The sequence below is a fragment of the Sphingobacteriaceae bacterium GW460-11-11-14-LB5 genome (assembly GCA_002151545.1).
Taxonomy (GTDB): Bacteria; Bacteroidota; Bacteroidia; order Sphingobacteriales; family Sphingobacteriaceae; genus Pedobacter.
The window spans coordinates 5,275,192-5,297,947 of record CP021237.1; the positions used below are offsets into that span (position 1 = coordinate 5,275,192).

The window sequence follows — 22,756 nt, forward strand, 5'->3', positions numbered from 1 at the left end:
TCACCAACCTTATATTTCCTTAAATTGTTTATATGGTAAAAATTGTGAACGTTTGTTAATTATGGAAGAACAGATAAAATCAGTTTTCGATTTACAGCAAAAACACAAATTCGAGCTGCGCAAAACCGATGCTAAAACCCGTATTGGAAAATTAAAATTACTGAAGCAAGCTTTAGAAAAAGCCGAAGAAGAGATATATGCGGCATTAGAAGCTGATTTGCGCAAAAATCGTTTTGAGACTGCAGTAACCGAACTGTTTTTCACCTACGCAGAAATAGATCATGCTATAAAAAAATTGCAGGGCTGGATGAAACCAAAATCTGTCGCCAGAACCATGAGTAATCTTTTCGCCAGTAACAAAATTTATTACGAACCCAAAGGTGTTTGCCTGATTATTGCACCCTGGAATTACCCATTGCAGTTAATCATGAGTCCGTTGGTTTCGGCAATAGCCGCAGGGAATTGCGTAATCCTGAAACCATCTGAACTGAGTGCCGCCACGGCGGACGTGATCAGTAAATTGATTTCAAATACTTTTGAGGCAGAAGAAATTGCCTGTTTTGAAGGCGATGCTGAAGTTTCTACCGCACTGTTAAAACTTCCTTTCGATCATATCTTTTTTACCGGAAGTACCGCAATTGGTAAGGTGGTGATGGAAGCTGCTGCAAAAAATCTTACCTCAGTTACCTTAGAGCTTGGGGGGAAATCACCAGCGATTGTAGATGAAACCTGCGATCTAAAAAAAGCAGCAGAGAAAATTGCCTGGGGTAAATTAGTTAATGCCGGCCAAACCTGTATTGCGCCAGATTATGTATTGATTAAAGAAAACATTTCGGCTGATTTTGAAATGTACTATCAGGCAGCAGTTCAAAAAATGTTCTTCAATGAAGCAGCAATTAACAAAAATGATTATGCTAAAATCATCAATATAAAACAGTTTCAGCGCTTAAATAAATTGATTGAAGAAGCCATTCGCGATGGTGCTGTATTGGCTTTTGGCGGAAAATCGGACGAACAAAATTTAACCATTACACCAACGCTTTTAACTTCTGTAGCTGAAAGTAGTGCAATTATGCAGGAAGAAATTTTTGGACCGGTTTTGCCAGTTATTACCTACCAAAACTTACAGGAAGCCATTGATGTTGTAAACCGGAAAGCGAAACCTTTAGCATTATATATTTTTTCAGATAGCACTACAAACCAGAATAAAATCATCAGCGAGACCAGTGCCGGGGGAACCTGTGTGAATGATGTGCTCGTTCATATCGGCAATCCGGATTTGCCTTTTGGTGGGGTTAACAATAGCGGTATAGGCAGTTGCCATGGTATTTTCGGCTTCAAAACTTTTTCGCACGAAAGGGCCGTGGTTTTTCAGTCAAAATTGGATTTAACCAAAATGATTTATCCACCATATGCATCAAAAATGGGTTTGTTGAAGTGGCTGAAGAAATTGATGTAGTTAGTGTTTTAATGTTGGAACGTTTGAAAGTTAACTCAACTTTACAACTTGTAACTTTCCAACTATTTATTTCTGGAATAAAATCGATAATTCTCCTTATTTTGGTATTATGGATATAGAAAAGCTTAAATACCCCATCGGTCAGTTTTCTATGCCTGAAATTTTCGATCAAAAACAGATTGATACCTGGATTTCGGAAATTGAGGCTTTGCCCGGGCAGCTTAAAAATGCGACAGAAAACTTAACTGATGAGGAATTAAATCAAACTTACCGCCCTGAGGGATGGACCTTAAGGCAGGTGGTGCATCACATTCCTGATAGTCACATTAATGCTTACATCCGTTTTAAACAAGCCATTACGGAAGATATTCCCGTAATCAGACCGTATTACGAAGAACGCTGGGCCGAAACAGGGGAGGCTAAAGGCGGCGACATCAAACTGTCTATCGATTTGTTAACGGCGTTGCACCTGCGCTGGGTAGCTTTTTTGAAAACATTAAAACCCGAAGATTACCAAAGGAAATATATTCATCCTGCCCTGGGAAAAGAACTTAGCTTAGCAAATATGCTGGGTATGTATGCCTGGCACGGAAAACACCATTTGACACACATTACAAATACAACTGTAAAATGAAAAGAACCTACTTCAGTTTCGTGATGCTAATCCTGATTTGCTTTTGCACTCATGCGCAAGTGCAAAAAGCGCCATTAAAAACTTTTGCTTTTGTACTAGGCTCGTGGGAAATGCAAACGCCGAAGGGAAAAATTGTAGAACAATGGATTCAAAATCCGGATAAAACCCTGAACGGCAAAAGCTATCGAATAAATGCTAAGGGCGATAGTTTGCTTACAGAAAGCCTTCAGATCAGAAAGATCGGAAAAGAGACTTTTTATTGCTCAACTGTAACCGGACAGAACGGAGGAAAAGAGACTTGTTTCAAATTGATCTCGACCAAGGATAAAATCTATATTTTCGAAAATAAAACGCACGATTTTCCACAGCGAATAGTCTATCAAGATCAGGGCAAAGCTGAAATGCTCGCCTGGATTGAAGGCGAGCTTAATGGTAAAAGCAGGAAATCGGAATTTAGGTATAAGCGGCAATAGCTTACATCAAAATCAGCATGGCTGTACTCATCGCAATCATGATCGCATCCTCAACAATGGTTACGGTGCTCATGGGCAGGTTAAACACAGCACCCAAACAGGCACACTGAATCTTTTTCTTATTTAAAACACTTTCCAAAACACCAAGGATGCTTATTGTCATTACAATCAGCGTAACCCAGTTTACAGTGACAGGAGATAAGTTTAAAGCAAAAGACAATCCTAATCCAAGCTCGATAAAAGCATAGATATAACCCCATGCGCTGAATTTTTTAGCAACAATGTCGTACATGGCATAACTTTCTGCAAAAGCTTTCAGGTTAAGCATTTTAAAGAAAGAGAAGGTAAGGAAGAATCCGGCCATGAATATGCGCATAAATACCATAAAATTAATGCTGTTTCCCTGCCAGGAGACTACAAGTGATATGGCAGTAACGTATCCAAAAATTAATAAAATGGGTTTATAAGTTTCGGCCCACGATTTTGCTTCTTCTAATGTTTCGTTGTGATGGGCTGCAGAAATCTGATATTTACTATCTGATCCGCCCAGGGCTTGTTGAAGTGTATCTAAGCTGATGTGTTTATCCATACTAATTGTAGCCGAATTGGTGTCTTTCGAAACTTCGACAGCGGTTACATCTGGTAAAACGAGCAGGTTACTTTTTACTTTATTTTCGCAACCGCCACAGGTCATGCCGGTGAGTTGATAGGTGTGTGTCATGATTAAAATCTTTATACAAATTTACCGCTTCATAGGGCCATAAGCGTTACAGAATAATCATAAAGTTTTATAGAATTTTAGTGTACTGAATGCTGTGAATAATCGTCGTTTCGAGCAAAACCAAAAAGTCTATGTATCTCCTTTCTCTATGGTAGAGAGCGTTATTTTGTTTTTCATCATTAAGGAGTTAAGAAAATTAAGGTTTCAGGTAAAAAATAAGTTCTGTAACGATCTGTTCCTCCCTAAACCCTAAACCCTAAACCCTAAACCCTAAACCCCTGCTTACCCCACCAAAACTGAGGTCATGGTTAACGAACCACCAACCGCTTTATCATTAAAGAAAGAAACTTCTTCTTTATCGTTTTTCATGCCAAGCGTATAAATTAATGGTAAATAATGCTCTGGGGTAGGGATGGCCAGCATCGCATCGGTACCCAAGTTTCGATAATTAATTAAAGGTTGATGATCGCCGTTTGCAATTAAATTTTTAAACTTATCGTTCATCTCTATTGCCCAATCGTAACCGCCACCATTAATCATTTCCCAGCTCAACATGCGCAGGTTGTGTACCATATTTCCGCTACCGATAACCAATATCCCTTTTTTGCGGAGGGCATAAATTTCTTTAGCAATTTCGTAATGCTGTTCAGGAGATTTGGTATAATCGATGCTGAGTTGTAAAACAGGAATGTCTGCGTTAGGATACATATGTTTAACAACTGTCCAGGTGCCGTGGTCCAAACCCCAATCGTGGTCTAAACCCACAGGAGTGGAATGGATTAAATTTGGTATTTCAGCGGCCAGCTTTGGATCGCCGGGCGCAGGATATTGAACATCGAAAAGCGCTTGTGGGAAGCCCCCAAAATCGTGGATGGTGCCTGGAAAATCCATCGCGGTAACAAAAGTGCCATGAGTGTACCAATGCGCCGATACCACCAGCACTGCTTTTGGAACAGGGATATTCTTGGCCAGCTCTGCCCAACTCTGGCTAAACTCATTGTTCTCGATACCGTTCATTGGCGAGCCATGACCGATAAAAAGCGTTGGCATTAAATCCGTTTGAGGCAAACGCTGAGTGAAGTTCCTGAATTGTGACAGTGCAGACATCATGTTGTGGTTGGTCTATATAAATTTAAATAATCGTCCTCCTGAACTTGTTTCAGGATCTAATGAGAAAGATTCCGGGGCAAGCCCGGAATGACGATCCAGGTGTTATTTCCCTTGAACAAATTCAAGGTTTAACGTAATGGCAACATCTTTAGCTACACCAGCGCCTGTTGGATCATATTTGATATTATAGTCTAAACGGTTAATGGTTGTTGTCGCGCCAAACCCGGCTTTGGTATTACCTTGTTGATCTTTAGCTGTGCCACCGTAAACCACGGCAAATTTTACATCTTTGGTTACATCGCGGATGGTTAATTTTCCACTTAACTCATAGTTGTTGCCGTTTAATTTTTTGAAAGAAGTGCTTTCGAATTTCATGGTTGGATAAGTAGCTACATTAAAAAAATCATCAGTTTTTAAATGACCATCCCTCATGTCAACGCCCGTAGTAATGCTGTTTATATCAACAGTAAAGTTGATTTTAGCATCCGTTAAATCTGGTTTCGAAGCGGTAACCGTTCCATCGAATTTTTTAAAAGAACCGTCAACGAAAGAAATGCCCATGTGTTTAACCGAAAAATTAACAAACGAGTGCATCGGATCAATTTTCCAGCTGGTTTGTGCAAATGATGCCACACTGATTGAGGTAGCGATCAGAAATAAGAATAATTTTTTCATCAGTTTATGATTTAGTTTTAACTGTGATGAAGCTATCAGATTTTTCACCAATGTGGTTTGAAAAAATCATGATGGTTTCATACCTAGTAAATTTATTTAAGCACAAAGTTATCACAGAATCAACCGGTTAGTCTTGATTTATGGTAAGAAATTGGTGTGGTTAATAGCTGATGGCTTATGGTTCATGGTCAAAGGCTATCAACTATCATCTATTTAACCATTGACCATCTTACCTCTCATTATATCTCGTCAAGCATTTTCCTGCTGTCGGTAGATGCTGCTTTATAAACCGAAGGTGTAATTCCGGTTACTTTTTTAAATTGTGCTGACAGGTGCGCAACACTGCTGTAATTTAGCTGATAAGCAATTTCGCTCAGGGTAAGCTCGCCATAAGTAAGCATTTCTTTCGCTTTTTCTATTTTTTGCGCGATGAAATATTTCTCGATGGTTTGATTTTCTATTTCTGAAAAAATACTGCTCAAACTGGTATACTCCATTTTTACCTGCTCGCTTAAATAAGCAGAGAGGTTAATTTTTAATGGCTCTTTGGTGTAATGGACCAGGTTAATAATAGCCGTTTTAATCTGCTCTGCAATCTGGGTTTTTTTATCCGCCAGCAGCTCGAAACCGAAATGGGTCAGGCGCTCTGCTATGTTGATTTTATCCTCCGAAGAAATATTTTCGGCTAAAGTAACTTCACCCAGTTCAACCAATAATGGTTTAAAGCCAAGCTTTTCCAGCTCAGCTTTAACCACCATTTTACAGCGGTTGCATACCATGTTTTTGATATGCAGCTTCATTATTTTGATTTTATGGTTTCAGCAACGTCTCCGCAATCGAACATCATACTTCCATAATATGGATTTTCGATGTTTTCCTTCTCGTTTAACCAGCTTGCCTTAGCCATTGGGCAATGTTGAACGTAAACGGTTTTGCTATTAAATTTTAGACCCTTTAAGGTTTTAATCATCGCATAAGAAATCCCTTCAAAAGCTTTTCTCTGTGTTTTAATATCGTTAGAGCCCGCAAGCTGTGCCGCCTTACTTTTAATGATGGCTGCTTGTTCCATAAATACTTTGTGCTGATCTGCTGGTAAATCTTTATGGTTTACAGCATTTACCTTTGCCGATAAAATTTTCACTTTTTCAATAGCCGAATCTTTTTTATCTGTTGCTAAGGCATTTTTTACATCGTAATAAGCCGTTAGTACCTGATTTAGGGCTACATCTGTTTTGCTTTGAGCGTAGGTGAACGCTGTTGTTGCAATCGTCATGATGGCAACTATTCCTAGTATTTTTTTCATTTTTTTTATTGCTTTTAATGGTGATGAAACGATCATGCTTTTATGTCAGTTTAATATGAAAACCATGATGGTTTGATCTTTTAGAATTATTTTAAAACGTTAAAGAAATTAAATTCTGCCCGAAGCAGATACATGTTTTTGGTGTACCGGTTAGCCATATTACCCGTCGCCTGAAAGCGATAGCCTAAATCGATGCGGGTGGTACTGTTCAAAATCACTTGTAGGGCAGGGGCGATATCCAAATAAGATTGGCCACTACCTGGGTCGGTTTTGCCCAGTAGTTCTAAATATACGTTAAAGTTCGGCTGCTTATAATCTTTGTAAACTATGGGTAGAACCAAATAACCCGATGATAAACTGTACGAAAGCATTTTATCAGGCTGAGGTGTATTTAACCTCAAAACTTTGTCAGTAATAATGGCATCAGCATAACCCAGAGTTGCCGAAAGTGCTAGTTTGTGCAAAAGCTGCGTGAAAATTAAGCCTGTTTGCCATCCCGTATTATCTCCCTCTAAATTAATATCTCTCGTAAAATTAGGGCGGTTACTTGTGCTTATCCTCCCAAAAGCTGCGGCCCTGAAATGACTCTGGGCACCATCAACGGATAGAAAACGATATTTCGCATACAAACTTCCGCCTTCTAAACGAAATCGGCCATCCATATCAGACATAAAACCTTGAGCATGCATCATCAGGTTTTTATTAAAACCTATCATTACTTCCGGAATGGTTCTGCTTACAAAACCTGGATTATTGAACATGCCTTCGTTCGTAATTCTTACACCAATCGATTTGGTTGGCATATTACTGGCAGGTTCGGTAAATACATACAGTTCTTGTGCAAAACCATTGGTATAGGCGCCGATCATCATCAACGCCAATACGGATATCTTTCTCATCTTAAGAAAGAACTAAATGATAAATGCGCGTTTTTTTTCCGTTAACTACACCGGTACCGCTCGCGTAGGCATCAGAATTAGCGGTTGTGGCTTGTTTTTTAAATGCCGAACCAGAAATAAAGTTTTTATCAACCACACTGGCTTTTACCGTTCCGTTAAGTGTTTTGCTTTTCGCATTTACAAAACGGTACACAGTGCCATCAACCACTGCCTGACCTTTATCGTCTATTTTTACCTGGTTAAAATTGAAACTTGCCGTTAAACCACCAACCGAAAAACCAGCATCCTGAACCTTTTTGCGAACCATGTCGAGATTGATATTGGCATCTTTTTTAAAGGTTAAAACAAAAGTGTTTTTGTTTAAATCGGGTTTTACACTACTGATAAAGTTTAGGGTTTCTAAGGATTTTTGTGTTGCATTCGAACACATGGAACAGGTTAAACCGGTTACCTGTAAATCTGCTGAAGATATTTGTTGTGCCGAAACATTAGCGGCAAAGAATAGCATAATGATGCTGAATATTTTTATTGCTTTCATGATTTTTTTGAATTAGAATAATTTTTAAGATGTCGTCTCCCTTGGATTCATTTCAGGGGGCACATAGCAAAATGGATGCTGAAACAAGTTCAGCATGACGAACAGATTAGAAATCCTAATTCCTAAAAATGCAATTGAAAATATGCAAAGCAACCCGCGAGGAGAGTGGCGGCGCTTTATTCGAAATTTTACTGAAAAACTTTGGCGTAATGTTGGTCAGAAATTCTAAAACCGGAGGATGAAGAAAAAGCTGGATAGAAAACAACTTCGGCATTTGTACCTGTGCTTCTGCCTGGTGACTATCTTTAACTTTTACGGTTACCTGGGTATTTTTGCAACATCCGTCATCTTTCTTTTCGGCCGGAATTTCCTCACAGAATTTGCAGGAAACTTCATTGCTGAAAAGTTTAACGTTTTCTAGTTTGCCTCCACAGAAATGGAGACTTAAAGCCAAACCCATAACACTAACTGCATAGAATACAGCCAAAGAAAGTGCTATTTTTTGTTTTAACTTCATTAATACAAAGGTAAAGGAAAAAATATCTAATAATGCTAGCAATTATTTATTGAATTTCATTTTTTAGCTTACTTTAGCCTTAAACACCAGTCAAATGAAGAAAATATTATTATTCCTCTGTGCCTTTTCAATACTTTCGGCTTTTGCAGCGAAGCCTAAAAACCAGTATGTACGCATTAAAACCGAATTTGGAGAATGCATCGTTAGGCTATATAATCAAACGCCGCTACATCGTGATAACTTTTTGAAATTAACGAAAAAGGGCTATTACAACGGTGTTTTATTTCATAGGGTGATTAAAGATTTTATGATTCAGGGTGGAGATCCGGATTCTAAAAATGCAAAACCCGATTCCTTACTTGGAGAGGGTGGGCCTAAATATACCATTCCGGCAGAGTTTAATGATAGTTTGTTTCATAAAAAGGGCGTTTTGGCTGCGGCCAGAGAAGGTGATGATGTTAATCCGGCCAAGGCATCGAGTGGTAGTCAGTTTTACCTGGTTCAGGGAAAAGTTTTTACCGATCAGCAATTGGATAATGTAGAAGAAAAACGTCTGAAATTCCAAATTCCTGAGTGGCAGCGTGAGGTATATAAAACCATAGGCGGTACGCCTCATTTAGATCGGAACTATACCGTTTATGGCGAAATAGTGGTTGGCTTGGATATGGTTGATAAAATAGCGGTTCTGGCAACGGATAAAAACAACCGTCCCAAACAGGACGTGAAGATGGAAGTTGCAATATTGAAAAGAAGAGCGGCCAAGAAGTTAGAGAAGCAGTTGTTACAGGGATCTTTGAAAGATAAAATGATTATGGGGTCTTAAGTAATTTTTGTTAACAATTATCGTCATTTTGAGCGGAGTACAACGCAGTCGAGAAATCTATTGTAGATCTCTCCATTTCGCGAAGCTTCAGTCGAGATGACGATTTTTCTATAGACATCCATCTTCGATAACACGTTTCAATATTTATCTGTAAAGAACCAGAAATAAGTTCAGGCTGCAGGCTGCTTGAATCAATCACTAAAATAGCTTTCTGAGTACATATGATTAATTGAACTTCAATTACTAAGCATTTATTCAATTAATTTCTAAATTTACCGCCCACAACAATTGAAATTTACTGAATGAGAAGATCATGATAAACAGATCATATGTTACGAAAATCATGATGGCTTCATCGTTATCGAAAACACACTTAACTAAATGAAAATCATCTCCTATAATGTTAATGGGATTAGGGCGGCAAGTACCAAAAACTTTTTTGGCTGGCTACAGGCTACAGACGCTGATATGGTCTGTTTACAAGAGGTAAAGGCCTTGCCATTGCAGATTCCAGAAATTATTGCGCTGATTGAGCAGCTCGGCTACCATCATTATTGGTTCCCTGCTGAAAAAAAAGGATATAGTGGCGTAGCTATTCTGACTAGAATTAAACCCAATCATATCGAATTTGGCTGCGGTGAGGAATGGATAGATAAAGAAGGACGGATTTTAAGGGCCGATTTTGACGATTTTTCCTTGATGAGCCTTTATATGCCATCTGGCTCAAGCGGAGATGAACGTCAGGTTAAGAAGTATGAATTTATGCGTTTTTTTGATGTGTACATCGGAGAATTGCGAAAAGAGATCCCCAACTTAATTGTCAGTGGCGATTACAATATCTGCCATACCGCCATCGATATCCATAACCCTAAATCGAACGCCAATTCATCAGGTTTTTTACCAGAAGAACGGGAGTGGATGCAGTTGTTTTTGGATAATGGTTTTATTGATACCTTCCGCCATTTTAATAAAGATCCGCACCATTATACCTGGTGGAGCTATCGTGCGGGCTCGAGAGGGAAGAACCTGGGTTGGCGGATCGATTACCATTTAGCCACTAAGCCTATGGAAAACCGCCTGAAAAATGTTAGAATTTTACCCGATGCGATCCATTCAGATCATTGCCCGGTTCTTTTAGAGATCGATTAAGTATTTGGGTAACTGGTTAATTCGGCTAATTGTAACCAAAACCCGATTAACCAATTTATACCGTTTAACCAATTAACCTTCAATCTAACCAATGCTAATCAAAAATATAAAAGGCCTCGTGGGCCTGCATCCCAAACACACAACGGTGCTCCGTGGTAATAACCTGGATCACTTACCCATTCTCGAAAATGCCTGGCTTTTAATTGAAGATGGCCTGATTAAAGATTTCGGTGAGATGGACAATTTTCCATCTTCCATTTCCCATCTTCCATCTTCCAGTGCTGAGGGCAGATACATTTTTCCTTCCTGGTGCGACAGCCATACGCACATTGTTTTTGCGGCATCACGCGAAGAAGAGTTTGCCATGAAAATCCAGGGAAAAAGTTATGAGGAAATTGCCGCTGCGGGAGGGGGGATTCTAAATTCGGCCAATAAACTCCAAAAAGCTTCGGAAGATGAGTTGTTCGAAAGTGCATCTGTGCGGTTAAAACAAATGATCCTCCAGGGAACAGGGGCCGTTGAAATTAAAAGCGGATATGGATTAACCACAGACAGCGAAATCAAAATGCTCAGGGTAATCCGTAGGTTGAAAGATCAGTTTCCGATTCCTATCAAGGCAACTTTCTTAGCTGCGCACGCTTATCCTGCCGAATTTAAGAACAATCATCAGGCTTACATCGATTTAATCGTTAATGAAATGTTACCTCAAATAGCAGAAGAAAAACTGGCCGACTATATTGATGTGTTTTGCGAAAAGGGATTTTTCTCTGTAGAAGAAACCGACCAGGTATTAAAGGCAGGTGCAAAATATGGATTGAAACCTAAAGTACATGCCAATCAGCTTTCCGTTTCGGGCGCGGTAGAGGTTTCCGTACAAAATAAAGCCATTTCGGTTGATCACCTCGAAGAAAGCGATGAACAAACTATCCAAGCGTTAAGAAATGCTGATACCATTGTAACATTACTCCCTTCTTGCTCGTTTTATTTAGGTATTCCTTTTGCTGATGCCAAAAGTTTTATTAAAGCCGATTTGCCGGTTGCTTTGGCTACTGATTACAATCCGGGTTCAACACCTTCAGGAAATATGAATTTTGTGGTTTCACTGGGATGCATTAAAATGAAGATGTTCCCTGAGCAGGCGATAAACGCTGCAACGTTAAATGGCGCAGCTGCGATGGAGATCAGTGAAAATTATGGAAGCATTGCTATTGGGAAAAAAGCGAACCTGTTTATAACTAAGCCGATGCCTTCCATAGCCTATTTGCCCTATAGCTTTGGCGAAACGCAGATAGAAACGGTTATTTTAAACGGTGAAATTTATAATGGATAACCTTAAAATATATTCGCAGGGCGACATCGATCATTTAATTATCACTCGTGATGGTGAAACTAAACTGGGTGAAAGGGTTAATGTATACTCTGGAGATTCTTCATCAACGGCTGGAATTTCGGTAGAAGGATTAAAAGCCAGCAGCGCTAAATTTGTCCTTTTAGGTATTCCAGAAGATATTGGCGTGCGTGCAAACTTAGGTCTTGCAGGTGCAGCATCAATGTGGAAACCAGGTTTAGTGGCTTTTTTAAATACCCAGAGCAACCGCTTTTTAAGTGGTGAGGAGGTTTTGGTTTTAGGGCATTTCGAAATCGATGAACCTGAAGATTCTTCGTTAAAAGGTTTGCGAAACAAAGTAGCACAGATTGATGACCTGGTTTATCCCGTAATTGAGAAAATTGTAGCCACGGGTAAAATACCTGTTGTAATTGGTGGTGGACACAATAATGCCTACCCGATGATTAAGGGCACTTCTTTAGCCCATAAAAGGCCTATAACGGTTTTAAATGTTGATGCACACGCAGATTTAAGAGAATTGGAAGGTAGGCATAGTGGCAATGGTTTTTCTTATGCGTTAAAGGAAAATTACCTGAACAATTATTTGATGTATGGCTTGCATCAAAACTATAATAATGAAGCTATTTTAAATCAAATAGATACAAACCCAAAGCTTAAGGCTGTATTTTTTGATGATATTTTAACTGGAGCTGATTTTACTAACCTGGTGAATGAAATAGGATCGGTTGCTGGTTTGGAGATCGATTTAGATTGTGTTCAAAATGTGCTTTCCAGCGCTGAAACCCCATCTGGTTTTGCGGTTAATGATATTAGAAAGTTGATTTTAACCAGTGCGAAGAAATTTTCTTATTTGCACCTCAGTGAAGGTGCCACCCGGATGCTGGATGGAAGGGTGAGTAAACTCACATCTAAGCTGGTTGCTTATTTGGTGAGTGATTTTATTAAAGCACATTAATCTAAGCGCGTCACCCTGAATTTATTTCAGGGTCTTTCTTGTTTTTATTAATTGAGAGGCTTATGCCCTGGAAGTAGATCCTGAAACAAGTTCAGGATGACGATTCACGGGGTAGCCTACAAATGCTCCGCTTCGTATCTTTCTCCTGCCTTTAACATCAGTTCGATTTGTTTCAGGTCTTCGGCGGTTAATTCTTCCTTTTCCTGTAGCTCGAATACCGCAATCATATTGTCTTCGTATTGTTTTTCGGTTTTGATAACGATTTCTGGTGGCATGTTTAAAAATTTATAATTTCTGTTGGTGTAATGCAAAAATCCAATCTAATGTCGTGTTCATTTACATCATCGATTTTTTCAATAGCAGGGTACAAAGATAAGCCTATTTTTTGAGCATTTATATGCTGTAAAAAACGATCGTAAAAGCCTTTGCCATAACCCACGCGATAACCTTGCCGGTCAAAAGCTAAAAGCGGAACAACAACAAGATCTACCTCGCCCTCATGCAGGTTTCCCTTTTGCGGTTCGAGGATGTTATACAGGTTTTTCTTTAAATCATTTACACCTAAATATTCATGATTGGTCATTAATGCAGTTTCAAAATCGGCTTTAGGTACAATGATTTTAATTTCGGGGTGATTTTTATTGAGCCATTCGATCAGTAAAAAAGTATTGGGCTCTTTTTTTTCTATAATGGGTAAAAAGATATGTAAGGTTTTAATTTGGCTAAAATCGAGCGTTTTAAACTCATTTAAGAGCGCTTCGTTCAGGTTTTCGTATTCTGCGTCGCTCAGTAATAATCTGTCTTTTAAGGCTTGCTTTCTGATTTCGGCTTTTAACATAATATTCAAATTTATGTTTTTATAACAAGATAGCGAAGCAGGTTGTTTTTACAGGTCTAAATGCAGAAACCAAAAAGCCCCTGAAGCATTCACTTCAGGGGCTTTTCTTGTGTTCTAATCAATTATTTTACACGTTCAACATATTCTCCGGTACGGGTATCAATTTTAATTTTATCGCCCTGATTTACAAACATCGGAACTTTCACTTCAACACCATTTTCTAATGTTGCCGCTTTTAGTGCGTTTGTAGAAGTATCACCTTTAACTGCTGGCTCCGAATAAGTAATTTCGAATTCAGCGAAGTTTGGTAATTGAGCCATAATGGCTTCTTCACTTTCCATAGAAACAATAATGTTCATGCCTTCTTTTAAGAATTTAATAGCCGAACCAAATAAAGCTTTCTCTACGTTAAACTGCTCGTAGCTATTATTGTCCATTACAACCAGATAGTCACCTTCTTCGTATAAATATTGGTAATCGTTGGTTTCAACGCGGCAGATTTCTACGGCCTCGTCGGTATTCATACGTGCTTCAACAATTCTGCCCGATTTAATGTTACGGAATTTACCAGTGTAAAATGCGCCGCCTTTTCCAGGTGTACGGTGATTCCATTCGTCAACAGTAACCAGTTCGTTGTTGATGCGAAGGATGTTACCTGTTTTAATTTCTGATGCTTTTGCCATATTGTATGATCCTAAATTGGATTTATATTTCAGTTTTTCGTGACGGCAAAGGTAAAATTATTTTGATAAAAACCTATAAAGCTTTATGGTATAAGGCTTAGGGTTTAAGGAGATTTAGAACCCCGGTTATACTATTTTACTCTTTCCATATATTCGCCGGTTTTAGTATCAACCTTAACCTTGTCGCCCTGGTTAATAAACAAGGGTACCCTGATTTCGGCTCCGGTTTCTACAGTGGCGTATTTTTGTGCACTGGTAGAAGTATCGCCTTTTACAGCGGGTTCAGAATAGGTAATTTCTAACTCTACACTGTTAGGGAGCTGTGCAACAATCGGTTCATCACTTTCAAAAGCGATGGTTACATTCATACCCTCTTTTAAAAACTTAATGGAGTTTCCGAAAAGCAACTTAGGGATGTTGTACTGCTCAAAAGTGTTGTTGTCCATCACCACTAAATAATCGCCGTCTTCATAAAGATATTGATAGTCGTTGGTTTCTACACGGCAAATGGTCACCTCTTCATCGGTACGGAAACGGTATTCTACAATTTTTCCGGTTTTTACATTGCGCATACGCGCCTGATAAAACGCCCTTAAATTTCCCGGAGTACGGTGGATGTACTCTTCTACACTTACCAACTCTCCGTTAAAACGAAGCACATTTCCGCTTTTTACTTCTGATGCCTTTGCCATTTTATAATAGTGAATATTGTTTTGTTAATTTTTGAGCACCAAAGTTAAAAAAATGAATGGATATTAGTAGTCTGCCAGTGAAGACCGTCTTTTAAGTAGATTACTTTCCGAAAGGTCGGGACAGGCTGTCGGCTGAAAAAGCCTTCTCGCAATGACGAATTATTGGTATAAAAGAAATGCCTTTGGGAACCACTCCAAAGGCATAATCAACCTAAACCTCAAACTAAACTATGAAAAACTCTTTTGCCTTATCAGGCTATATATTTTAATTCCGCAATACGGAAAATATGATCTTTTACTTAAAGAGATAAATTAATAATTGTTTCTCTTTTTGGTGGTGCAAAGGTAAGAACAATTTATCAATTACAAAATATTTTTTTAAAAATTTATTTTTAATACAAATGTATGACAAAACAGACGTTTTGTAAGGGCTGGCTTTAAGCGTTAAATAGCTTATAATCTGATATTTGTATTTGATTTGTACAGAAGTCGTATTCCTGTATTTGATTCGAACCAATTATCGTTAAGCGGTCTTTTCCGAAATTTTCGATGAGTTCACGGTACCAACTTATTCCCTGAACGTCTAAATTACTCGTTGGTTCGTCTAAAAATAAAATTGGCGTATCAGTGCAGCAGGCCAAAGCTAGTTTGGTTCTTTGCTTCATTCCCGATGAAAAGTATTTAATTTCTTTGTTGGTTGCTTTTTCCAGTCCTAATATGCCGATAAGCTTTTTAGTATCAAGGCCTAGGGCAAAATTTTTGAATTTAAAATGGAAATCGATGATCTCTCTTAAAGTGAAGGTTTCCACCAATTCGAGGTACGGTGCTGCCAAACTGATGTATTGGTAGATGTTCTCTACAGGAATATCTTTGTTGTCTGAGAAGGAGATTTCTCCCTCAGAAGGGGATAAACTGCCCGTCAGCACACTCAATAAGGTTGATTTACCAGAGCCGTTAGGTCCTAATATGGCGTAGCTATTACCAGAAGAAAATTCAGTGCTTAAATTCCTGAAAATCCACTCTTTATTAAACCTTCTGCCAACATTTTGTAAAGTGATGTTCATTTGTGCCGGCGTTTAGGGTTTAGCGTTAAGTGGTTTAGACATGCAAACGCTGTTATCAACGCCAATGTATTGTCCGTAGTTGGGGGTGATGTGATAACCCACCTTTTGATAAAGCGCAATGGCTTCGGGCTGTTTCTTACCAGTTTCTAAAACACATGCTGCGAAACCGAGTTCCGTAGCCCAGCTTTCTAATTCATTTAAAACTTGAGCCGCTATGCCCTGGTTTCTGTAATCCGGGTGTACAAACATTCTTTTAACTTCGGCTTCAGTCGCTGAAAAAGGCTTTATAGCACCGCAACCTACAGGGCATCCATCTTGATAGGCGACAACCGCTTCTTTAATGGTATCGACTTTATTAAATTGAGCATAAAACGCATGGTCATCACCATCTCTAACCGCTAAATCTTTATCCAATAAAGCAACCAAATTCCTAAAATCGGTATCGTCTGAATTGGTCCTGATTAGCGTTAAATCACTCATGAATATTTATTAGAATTTGGTTAAGACAATGGGTTTCACCCTCCACCTTAAACCCTTCAGTCTGCTACCTTAATTAGCTTCCCATTCCGAAGCCCTTCATTACCCCACGGTTAGAATTGCGGATAAAATCTACAATTTCATCACGGATTTCAGTAGGTTTAAATTCGGCTTCGATCATGTCTAAAGCTTTGGTTACGTTATTGTGTTTTACAAAAAGTACACGGTAAATTTCCTGAATCTCGTCAATCTGCTCGTTGGTAAAACCTCTTCTGCGTAAACCTACAGAGTTAATACCCGCATAAGAAAGTGGCTCGCGGGCCGCTTTAACATAAGGAGGGACGTCTTTACGCACCAATGAACCACCGGTTACAAAAGCATAAGAACCCACTTTAACAAATTGATGTATAGCCACCAAGCCTGCCAAAACTACATTGTTTCCAATGGTAATGTGGCCAGCTAATGTGGTGCTGTTGGAGAAAATACAATTATTGCCAACCTCACAATCGTGCGCGATGTGCGAATACGCCTGAATTAAACAATTGCTACCGATAGTGGTTTTCCATTTGTCTTTAGTACCACGGTTAATGGTAACACACTCACGTATGGTGGTATTGTCGCCAATTTCTGCAGTCGTAATTTCGCCTGCAAATTTTAAATCCTGCGGTTCGCCAGAAATAACAGCACCAGGAAATATTCGGCAGTTTTTACCGATACGTGCGCCATCCATAATGGTCACGTTCGATCCGATCCATGTTCCCTCTCCAATTACAACGTCTTTATGTATCACTACAAAGGGTTCAATTACCACGTTTTCGGCAATTTTTGCCTGAGGATGTATATATGCTAAAGGTTGTATCATTATTGAGCGGGTTCTGCTTGTTTAACTTTTGAGATTTGAGCCATCATTTCGGCTTCGACAACGATTTTTTCGCCAACCATACCCACACCTTTCATCTGGGCAATGCCCCTTCTGATGGGTTCCAGTAAATCGCAGCGGAAAACAATAGTATCGCCAGGCAAAACCTGAGCTCTAAAGCGTACGTTATCTATTTTTAAGAAATAGGTTAAATAATTTCTAGGATCTGGAACGGTGCTTAACACTAAAATACCACCAACTTGAGCCATAGCCTCAATTTGAATTACACCAGGAAAAACCGGTGCACCAGGAAAGTGACCTTTAAAAAACTCCTCATTCATGGTTACGTTTTTGACGCCCACCACGTGGTTTTTTGAAAGTTCTAATATTTTATCAACAAATAAAAATGGTTGGCGGTGAGGCAAAATATCCATAATCTGAACTACGTCATATAATGGTTTTGCACTGGGATCGTAAACCTTTTGTATTTTTTTGTTTTTCTCTTTTTTAATGGCTGCTTTAATCTTTTTTGCAAAAGCAACGTTTGCTGCGTGACCTGGACGGGCCGCCATAATATGGCCTTTTAAATGCATCCCAACCAAAGCCAAATCGCCAATCATATCCAATAATTTATGACGGGCAGGTTCGTTTTGATAACGCAGTTCCATGTTATTTAAAATCCCCTGAGGGGCAACATCGATATCTTTACGGTTAAATAATTTAGCCAGGTGGCTTAATTCATCCTTCGTAACTTCTTTATCTACAATTACAATGGCGTTATTTAAATCGCCACCCTTAATTAAATTGTGAGATAATTGGTATTCCAGTTCGTGTAAGAAACAGAAAGTACGGCAAGAAGCAATTTCTTTCTTAAACTCTGCAATGGTATTAATGCCGGCATGCTGGCTGCCCAAAACAGGAGAATTATAATCAATCATACACGTAAAACGATAATCGTCTAACGGCATGGCTACAATTTCTACTTTTCTATCTTCTTCGGTATAGGTAATGTTATGTGGAATGGTGAAATACTCGCGATCTGCATTTTGCTCAACTGTACCTACTTCTTCCAGCAAATCAACAAACTGGATAGAGCTGCCATCCATAATGGGTGTTTCTGGTCCGTCTAATTTAATGAGCACGTTATCAAGGTCCATACCAATCAAAGATGCCATTACGTGTTCTACAGTACTTACGCTGGCTCCATTTTGGGTTAGCGTAGTACCTCTTGAGGTATCTGTAACGTTATCTGCATCGGCTTCGATAATCGGGTGGCCATCTAAATCAATACGCTGAAATTTAAAGCCATGATTTTCGGGGGCCGGGCAAAATGTTAAAGTAACATTAGCGCCTGTGTGTAAACCAACACCAGATGCTGATATTTCTTGTTTAATCGTTTTTTGTCTAACGTTCATTGTGTATTGTATTCTTTTCCAGTTCAGCTGTAAGCTTTTTCAATTCCTCTTCGAGCGCGTTTATTCTTTTTTCTACATCTGGAAGATGTTTGAAAATTACGGAGGCACGCATCCAGTTGCGCAGTGGCTGCGCCGGACTACCATGCCATTGTTTATTTTCTTCAGTAATATTAAAATTGATACCGGCCTGCGCGCCAATTTGGGTGCCTTTAGCTAAGGTTAAGTGCCCGGCGATACCCACTTGTCCGCCAACAACACTGTTAGGGCCAATTTTTGTACTGCCTGATATACCTGATTGTGCAGCTAAAACGGTGTTTTCACCAATCTCTACATTGTGCGCAATCTGGATCAGATTATCGATTTTTGCACCTTTTTTCACAATTGTTGATCCCATTGTTGCACGGTCAACCGTTGTATTTGCCCCAATTTCTACATCATCTTCGATAATGACATTTCCGATTTGAGGTATTTTATTGTAGGTGCCATCCTTTTGCGGTGCAAAACCAAAACCATCGCTTCCGATAACGGTATTGGAATGGATAACAACCCTGCTACCGATTACCGAGTTGTGATAAATTTTTACGCCAGGGAAAAAAGTGCTGTTATTGCCGATTTTAGAATTAGCGCCAATAAAAGTTTGCGCATTTATTTTACATCCATCTGCAATTTCTACGTTTTCGGCAACATAGGCAAAGGCATCGATAAACACATTTTTGCCAATTTTTGCTGTTGGGTGCACAAAAGCCAGCTTATCAATTCCAGATTGTGCTGCCTGTGCGTTTACTGCTTCGTTATATTTATCCAGCAAAATGGTAAAAGCACTATAAGGATTTTCAACCCTGATTAAGGTACTGGTATAGGGCTGGGTAGGCGCAAAGTCCTTTGAAACGATAACGACAGAAGCCTGAGTAGAATACAAGAAGTTTTCATACTTAGGGTTCGAAAGAAAAGACAAAGAGCCTTCCTTTCCGTCTTCTATTTTAGAAAGTTCGGTAACGGCTACGTCAGGGTTACCATCAATGGAACCGTTTAGAAACTGACTTATCTGCGTGGCAGTAAATTGCATCGTACAAAGGTATATGTTAAATTGATATGAACAAAAAAACCTGCTCGGGTTAACTGTGTATATTTTACACAATAATAAGACTTAAAACGGCACTAAAAGTTAAATATTTTGTTAAATAACCTTAAATCCCTCTGGGGTAACAGAGGATATATTTTTCTACAGTTTTTTGCAGCGACTCCAGATTTGATAAATCAGAGGCCTTTGCAATATCTACAATATCGTTATTTTTCATCAAAATCTTAATATTTCCAACGCCTGCATTATAAGCGCGGTTTTGGATAGAATCGGTAAAAACAAAATAACGGGCTTCTTCCGGCTTAATTTCTAATAAATTAACCGCGGCATCCTGCAAAAAGTTTACACGGTCTCGATTTGCCATTTCATTACCCATTTCTACTTTATAAAGATTTCTGGAAGTAAGCATTTTACATAAGGTAGACAAAATTTTATCCGGGTGTTTGGTCCAAACCTTAACTGCGGCATAAATGTCCTGATCATCCAGGTTGGTAAAATGTTCAAGATTTTCGTGCTGGGCGAAGAAATTGGCCTCGTTAATATCGTTCTTTAAGAAATAATTTAATGAGGGTGAAGCAAATAAATCGGTTCCGGTGGCTGATAATTCTTTGGCGCGCTCCAATAGCTTTACCAAAATCATCTCGCCAGAAATAACGGTTTTATGCAGATAAACCTGCCAGTACATCAGCCTCCGGGCAATTAAAAACTTCTCGATAGAATAAATGCCTTTCTCCTCAATTACCAGATCATCGTCATAAACGTTAAACATTTTAATAATCCTGTCGAAACTGATTACCCCTTCGCTTACCCCTGTAAAAAAGCTGTCGCGGTTTAAATAATCCATTCTATCGAGATCTAACTGACCAGAAATCAATTGATGAAGAAACTTTTTAGGATAGGTGCCGTTAAAAATTTCGATGGCATGTGTTAACCGTCCATCAAAATGTGCGTTTAAATCGTGCATCAGTTTTGCCGAAATATCTTCGTGTTTGATTCCGCTCACCAAAGAATGTTCTAATGCGTGCGAAAAAGGGCCATGGCCGATATCGTGCAGTAAAATGGCCAAAATGGCGGCTTCTTCTTCGCCCTCGGTGATGTTATGCCCTTTACTTCTTAAAAGATTAATGGCCAAACTCATTAAATGCATGGCACCTAAAGCATGGTGGAAACGCGTATGTAATGCCCCCGGATAAACCAAATGTGTCATTCCAAGCTGTTTGATATAACGCAAACGCTGGAAATAAGGATGTGAGATCACATCGTAAACTAATTCGGATGGAATGCTGATGAAACCGTATACCGGGTCATTTATTATTTTCTTCTTGTTCAATCGTTAAAAATAGTTAAATAGATAGATACGGTACAAAAATTGCTATTTTTATTTATAGTTTGATTTACCTGCCAAAATTAAAAGGCAATACTTACCTATTTTTACAAAAACATGCAAGAAACTAAAATATTATGGGCCGATGATGAAATCGACTTATTAAAACCGCATATATTATTGCTAAATGATAAAGGATATAATGTAACCACATTTACCAATGGGAATGATGCGTTAGAGGCCTTTGGGAAAGCTCATTTTGATCTGGTTTTTTTGGATGAAAACATGCCAGGCATGAGCGGGATTGAAACCCTTTCGGCCATTAAAAACCTTAATCCCGATGTTCCTGTTGTGCTGATTACCAAAAGTGAAGAAGAAAATTTGATGGAGGATGCGATTGGTAGCAAAATAGATGATTATCTGATTAAACCGGTAAACCCTAAGCAGGTTCTTTTAACCATTAAAAAACTGATTGATAACAAACGTCTGGTAAGCGAGAAAACTTCCATGGCTTATCAACAGGATTTCCGCAGGTTGGGTATGACCCTGGGCGATAGGCTTAATTATGAAGAGTGGGTGGATGTGTATAAAAAAATCGTTTTCTGGGAGCTGGAATTAGAAAAACTCGACGATCCGCAGATGCATGAAATTTTGACCATGCAAAAACAGGAAGCCAACACACAGTTTTCTAAATTTATTGAAGAACATTATTTAGGCTGGATTAAAGAAAAAGATAAAGCGCCCTTACTTTCTAACGAGTTATTAAAGAAAAAGGCCTTCCCGCATATTAACGATACTACACCGGTATTTTTTATTCTGATTGATAATTTACGTTACGATCAGTGGAAAATTATCAATCCCTTAATTTCTGAATATTTCAGGATTGATGAGGAAGATATGTATACCAGTATTTTACCTACGGCTACACAATATGCGCGTAATGCTATCTTTTCTGGATTGATGCCGCTGGATATGGAGAAACGTTTCCCTCAGCTTTGGCAGAACGATGATGATGAAGGTGGAAAAAATATGCACGAAGAAGCATTTTTGGCCGATAATATTAAACGCAACATCAGAAAAGATTGTAAGTTCAGCTATAACAAGATCTTAACTTTCGAACAGGGAAAAGATTTAGTAGACCAGACCAATAATTTATTGCAGAACGATTTCAATGCCATTGTATTCAACTTTGTGGATATGTTGAGCCATGCCCGTACCGATATGCAGATGATCCGCGAGCTGGCTAATGATGATGCCGCTTACCGCTCGTTAACCCTATCCTGGTTTGAGCATTCGCCACTTTGGGATTTATTGAAAAAAATCTCTCAGAAAAAGGTTAAAGTGATCATAACTACCGATCATGGGACAATCAGGGTTAAAAAACCGGTTAAAGTAATTGGCGACAGGAGTACAAACACCAATTTAAGGTACAAACAGGGTAGAAACCTTAATTTTAATGCCAAGGAGGTGTTTTTGATTAAAAATCCTCATGATGCGTTGTTGCCTAAAATCAATATCAGCAGCAGTTATATTTTTGCAAGGGAAGACAGTTATTTCGTTTATCCGAATAATTACAATCAGTTTGTGAATTATTACAATGAAACCTTCCAGCATGGCGGTATTTCTCTGGAGGAAATGATTATTCCGGTAGTGACGTATTCGCCGAGATAATAAAAATAGAATTGAGATACTAGATTTGAGACCCGTCATTTCGAGCGG

General features: G+C 38.9%; 25 protein-coding genes. 8 read left to right on the forward strand and 17 right to left on the reverse strand.

The genetic code is table 11. The features are described from left to right. Positions 1-61: 61 nt before the first annotated feature. The 3 genes from CA265_21385 to CA265_21395 all read left to right on the forward strand — a co-directional run bounded on the left by CA265_21385 (position 62) and on the right by CA265_21395 (position 2,566). Positions 62-1,459, forward strand: coding sequence for an aldehyde dehydrogenase family protein (locus tag CA265_21385; protein ARS42070.1), 1,398 nt, complete (start codon positions 62-64; stop codon positions 1,457-1,459). Between the two features lie 109 nt (positions 1,460-1,568). Continuing rightward, positions 1,569-2,093, forward strand: coding sequence for a metal-dependent hydrolase (locus CA265_21390; protein ID ARS42071.1), 525 nt, complete (start codon positions 1,569-1,571; stop codon positions 2,091-2,093). Continuing rightward, positions 2,090-2,566, forward strand: a complete 477-nt coding sequence (locus CA265_21395; GenBank protein ID ARS42072.1) for a hypothetical protein — start codon at positions 2,090-2,092, stop codon at positions 2,564-2,566. Before CA265_21390 ends, CA265_21395 begins: the two co-directional genes overlap by 4 nt. Before the next feature lies 1 nt (position 2,567). Here CA265_21395 and CA265_21400 read toward each other — a convergent pair whose 3' ends face one another. From CA265_21400 to CA265_21435, 8 genes are all read right to left on the reverse strand, one after another. Continuing rightward, positions 2,568-3,287 carry a heavy metal transporter gene (locus CA265_21400; GenBank protein ID ARS42073.1) on the reverse strand — a complete coding sequence of 240 codons (720 nt, stop codon included), beginning with the start codon at positions 3,285-3,287 and terminating at the stop codon, positions 2,568-2,570. Between the two features lie 282 nt (positions 3,288-3,569). Then, entirely contained in the window at positions 3,570-4,394 is an 825-nt protein-coding gene (locus tag CA265_21405; protein ARS42074.1) for a 4,5-DOPA dioxygenase extradiol, read from the reverse strand. A 105-nt stretch (positions 4,395-4,499) separates the two neighbouring features. After that, the gene (locus tag CA265_21410) at positions 4,500-5,072 is read right to left on the reverse strand and encodes a hypothetical protein (GenBank protein ID ARS43084.1); all 573 of its coding nucleotides are present in this window, start codon (positions 5,070-5,072) and stop codon (positions 4,500-4,502) included. A 239-nt stretch (positions 5,073-5,311) separates the two neighbouring features. Further along, entirely contained in the window at positions 5,312-5,872 is a 561-nt protein-coding gene (locus CA265_21415) for an AraC family transcriptional regulator (GenBank protein ID ARS42075.1), read from the reverse strand. Beyond that, positions 5,872-6,411: a hypothetical protein gene (locus tag CA265_21420; protein ID ARS42076.1), complete on the reverse strand. Its 540-nt coding sequence runs from the start codon at positions 6,409-6,411 to the stop codon at positions 5,872-5,874. Before CA265_21420 ends, CA265_21415 begins: the two co-directional genes overlap by 1 nt. Positions 6,412-6,461: 50 nt before the next feature. Further along, complete coding sequence (locus tag CA265_21425) at positions 6,462-7,274, reverse strand: hypothetical protein (GenBank protein ARS42077.1); 813 nt, start codon at positions 7,272-7,274, stop codon at positions 6,462-6,464. 1 nt (position 7,275) lies between these two features. Further along, positions 7,276-7,812 carry a hypothetical protein gene (locus CA265_21430; protein ID ARS42078.1) on the reverse strand — a complete coding sequence of 179 codons (537 nt, stop codon included), beginning with the start codon at positions 7,810-7,812 and terminating at the stop codon, positions 7,276-7,278. Positions 7,813-7,927: 115 nt separating this feature from the next. Next, complete coding sequence (locus tag CA265_21435) at positions 7,928-8,329, reverse strand: hypothetical protein (GenBank protein ID ARS42079.1); 402 nt, start codon at positions 8,327-8,329, stop codon at positions 7,928-7,930. A 94-nt stretch (positions 8,330-8,423) separates the two neighbouring features. On the opposite strand from CA265_21435, the gene CA265_21440 reads away from it, so the two are divergent. The 4 genes from CA265_21440 to CA265_21455 all read left to right on the forward strand — a co-directional run bounded on the left by CA265_21440 (position 8,424) and on the right by CA265_21455 (position 12,604). After that, on the forward strand, positions 8,424-9,152 hold the full coding sequence (locus CA265_21440; protein ARS42080.1) for a peptidylprolyl isomerase: 729 nt from the start codon (positions 8,424-8,426) through the stop codon (positions 9,150-9,152). 381 nt (positions 9,153-9,533) lie between these two features. Beyond that, entirely contained in the window at positions 9,534-10,301 is a 768-nt protein-coding gene (locus CA265_21445; protein ID ARS42081.1) for an exodeoxyribonuclease III, read from the forward strand. 91 nt (positions 10,302-10,392) lie between these two features. After that, a complete protein-coding gene (locus tag CA265_21450; GenBank protein ARS42082.1) occupies positions 10,393-11,631 on the forward strand; it encodes an imidazolonepropionase in 1,239 nt (412 codons plus the stop codon). Further along, positions 11,624-12,604, forward strand: a complete 981-nt coding sequence (locus CA265_21455; GenBank protein ID ARS42083.1) for an arginase — start codon at positions 11,624-11,626, stop codon at positions 12,602-12,604. The genes CA265_21450 and CA265_21455 overlap by 8 nt, the downstream gene beginning before the upstream one ends. A 277-nt stretch (positions 12,605-12,881) precedes the next feature. Here the strand turns inward: CA265_21455 and CA265_21460 are convergent, their stop codons facing one another. The 9 genes from CA265_21460 to CA265_21500 all read right to left on the reverse strand — a co-directional run bounded on the left by CA265_21460 (position 12,882) and on the right by CA265_21500 (position 20,920). Continuing rightward, on the reverse strand, positions 12,882-13,442 hold the full coding sequence (locus CA265_21460) for a 5-formyltetrahydrofolate cyclo-ligase (GenBank protein ID ARS42084.1): 561 nt from the start codon (positions 13,440-13,442) through the stop codon (positions 12,882-12,884). A 122-nt stretch (positions 13,443-13,564) separates the two neighbouring features. Beyond that, positions 13,565-14,125 (reverse strand): elongation factor P, encoded by a 561-nt coding sequence (locus CA265_21465; protein ARS42085.1) that lies wholly within the window; start codon positions 14,123-14,125, stop codon positions 13,565-13,567. A gap of 131 nt (positions 14,126-14,256) precedes the next feature. Further along, the gene (locus CA265_21470; GenBank protein ARS42086.1) at positions 14,257-14,817 is read right to left on the reverse strand and encodes an elongation factor P; all 561 of its coding nucleotides are present in this window, start codon (positions 14,815-14,817) and stop codon (positions 14,257-14,259) included. A 437-nt stretch (positions 14,818-15,254) separates the two neighbouring features. After that, positions 15,255-15,881, reverse strand: a complete 627-nt coding sequence (locus CA265_21475; GenBank protein ID ARS42087.1) for an ABC transporter ATP-binding protein — start codon at positions 15,879-15,881, stop codon at positions 15,255-15,257. 12 nt (positions 15,882-15,893) lie between these two features. After that, on the reverse strand, positions 15,894-16,361 hold the full coding sequence (locus CA265_21480; GenBank protein ID ARS42088.1) for a GNAT family N-acetyltransferase: 468 nt from the start codon (positions 16,359-16,361) through the stop codon (positions 15,894-15,896). 73 nt (positions 16,362-16,434) lie between these two features. Continuing rightward, positions 16,435-17,220 carry an acyl-[acyl-carrier-protein]--UDP-N-acetylglucosamine O-acyltransferase gene (locus CA265_21485; protein ARS42089.1) on the reverse strand — a complete coding sequence of 262 codons (786 nt, stop codon included), beginning with the start codon at positions 17,218-17,220 and terminating at the stop codon, positions 16,435-16,437. After that, a complete protein-coding gene (locus CA265_21490; GenBank protein ARS42090.1) occupies positions 17,220-18,632 on the reverse strand; it encodes a UDP-3-O-[3-hydroxymyristoyl] N-acetylglucosamine deacetylase in 1,413 nt (470 codons plus the stop codon). Before CA265_21490 ends, CA265_21485 begins: the two co-directional genes overlap by 1 nt. Next, positions 18,622-19,698, reverse strand: coding sequence for a UDP-3-O-(3-hydroxymyristoyl)glucosamine N-acyltransferase (locus tag CA265_21495; protein ID ARS42091.1), 1,077 nt, complete (start codon positions 19,696-19,698; stop codon positions 18,622-18,624). The genes CA265_21490 and CA265_21495 overlap by 11 nt, the downstream gene beginning before the upstream one ends. A gap of 121 nt (positions 19,699-19,819) precedes the next feature. Continuing rightward, positions 19,820-20,920: a phosphohydrolase gene (locus tag CA265_21500; protein ID ARS43085.1), complete on the reverse strand. Its 1,101-nt coding sequence runs from the start codon at positions 20,918-20,920 to the stop codon at positions 19,820-19,822. Between the two features lie 234 nt (positions 20,921-21,154). On the opposite strand from CA265_21500, the gene CA265_21505 reads away from it, so the two are divergent. Continuing rightward, on the forward strand, positions 21,155-22,708 hold the full coding sequence (locus tag CA265_21505) for a two-component system response regulator (protein ARS42092.1): 1,554 nt from the start codon (positions 21,155-21,157) through the stop codon (positions 22,706-22,708). Positions 22,709-22,756: the final 48 nt, after the last annotated feature.